Consider the following 1,380-nt stretch of genomic DNA (forward strand, 5'->3'; position numbering starts at 1 on the left):
ACCCAGAAGTGGGGGACGGGCCGGGTGGCGCGGGGTCCGCCGGGTGTGGCCAGGCCGGGGCGCTGGCCGGCTCCTCCGGCATCAGGAACCACATGATCGGGTACGCGAGCGCGGCCACCCCGGCGGTGGCCAGCGTCGCGATGGCGAAGACCACCCGGACGAGGGTGGGGTCGACGGCGAAGTAGCGGCCGAGCCCGCTGGCCACCCCGGCGACCATCCGGTCCGTGGTGGGGCGGCGGAGCTGCTTGTACGGGGCCTGGTGCGGTGTCGAGGTCATGCCTCCACGTTCCACGCCGGGCGGCGCGCCGACCTCGGTGACGGCCCGGATCATTACCCTGACCGATCCCTGATGATCAAGTGTTCAGTCAGGAATCCGACTCTTTTCGATGCAGGTAACGAGCGGCGGGGAGAATTTGGCCCCGTGACGACCATGCTGGAGCCGCTCCGCAGGATCGCGGCATACGCAGTTTGTGCTGACTCAGTCGGCCGAGTGTTGCTGGTCCGCGCATCGGAGCGCTCCGGCACCCCCGGCACGTGGTCCCTCCCCGGCGGGGCGGTCGACCACGGTGAGGACCCGAACCACACCGTCGTCCGGGAGACCGCCGCCGAGACCGGGCTCTCGGTCGCCGTCTGCGGGCTGGACGACGTGCTGGCGGACATGCGGGCCCTGCCCGAGCGGGGCATCACCATCCACACCGACCGGCTCATCTACCGGGTCTCCGTGCGCGGCGGCACGCTGACCGACCGGGTCGACCGCCCCACCGACCTGGCCCGCTGGGTCACCCCCACCGAGGCGCGCGAGCTGCGGCTGCGGTCGTTCACCGCGCGGGCCCTCGGGCTGCCCACCTCCTCGGCCGACGTGGTGCCCGACGAGGCCCCGGAGTTCCCCTCCTTCTACGCGGTCCCCGGCCCCGACGGGCTGCACCGCGCCCAGCGCTTCGCCGCGTACGCGGTGGCCACCGACCCGGAGGGCCGGGTGCTGCTCACCCGAGTCTCCGACGGGTACCCGGGGGCTGGCTGCTGGCACCTGCCCGGCGGCGGCACCGACTACGGCGAGCAGCCGGGCGCGGCGCTGATCCGGGAGCTGGTGGAGGAGACCGGCCAGCGGGGCCGCCTGGTCGAGCTGCTCGGGGTGGCCAGCCACCGCGACGCCGCCTCTCTCGGCCCGGAGGGCTACCCGATCGACTGGCACGGCGTGCGCGCCTTCTACCGGGTGATGGTCGACCAGCCCGCTCCACCCACCGTCACCGACGTCGGCGGCTCCACCTGCGAGGCCCGCTGGTTCGCCCGTGACGAGCTGGGCGCGCTCCCCGCCGACCGCCTCACCGAGGTCACGGCCGAGGCCGTCCAGGCCGCCCGCCTCGCCTGACGCGTACGTCC

At 74.1% G+C, this 1,380-nt stretch carries 2 protein-coding genes; one reads left to right on the forward strand and one right to left on the reverse strand.

Annotation, left to right across the window (positions count from 1 at the left end):
• On the reverse strand, positions 1–277 hold a 277-nt coding region (locus E1258_RS32640), incomplete at its 3' end, for a PspC domain-containing protein (RefSeq protein WP_132407835.1).
• 144 nt (positions 278–421) lie between these two features.
• On the opposite strand from E1258_RS32640, the gene E1258_RS32645 reads away from it, so the two are divergent.
• Positions 422–1,369, forward strand: coding sequence for an NUDIX domain-containing protein (locus E1258_RS32645; protein WP_007072929.1), 948 nt, complete (start codon positions 422–424; stop codon positions 1,367–1,369).
• Positions 1,370–1,380 lie beyond the last annotated feature (11 nt).

The organism is Micromonospora sp. KC207 (assembly GCF_004348615.1).
Lineage (GTDB): Bacteria > Actinomycetota > Actinomycetes > Mycobacteriales > Micromonosporaceae > Micromonospora.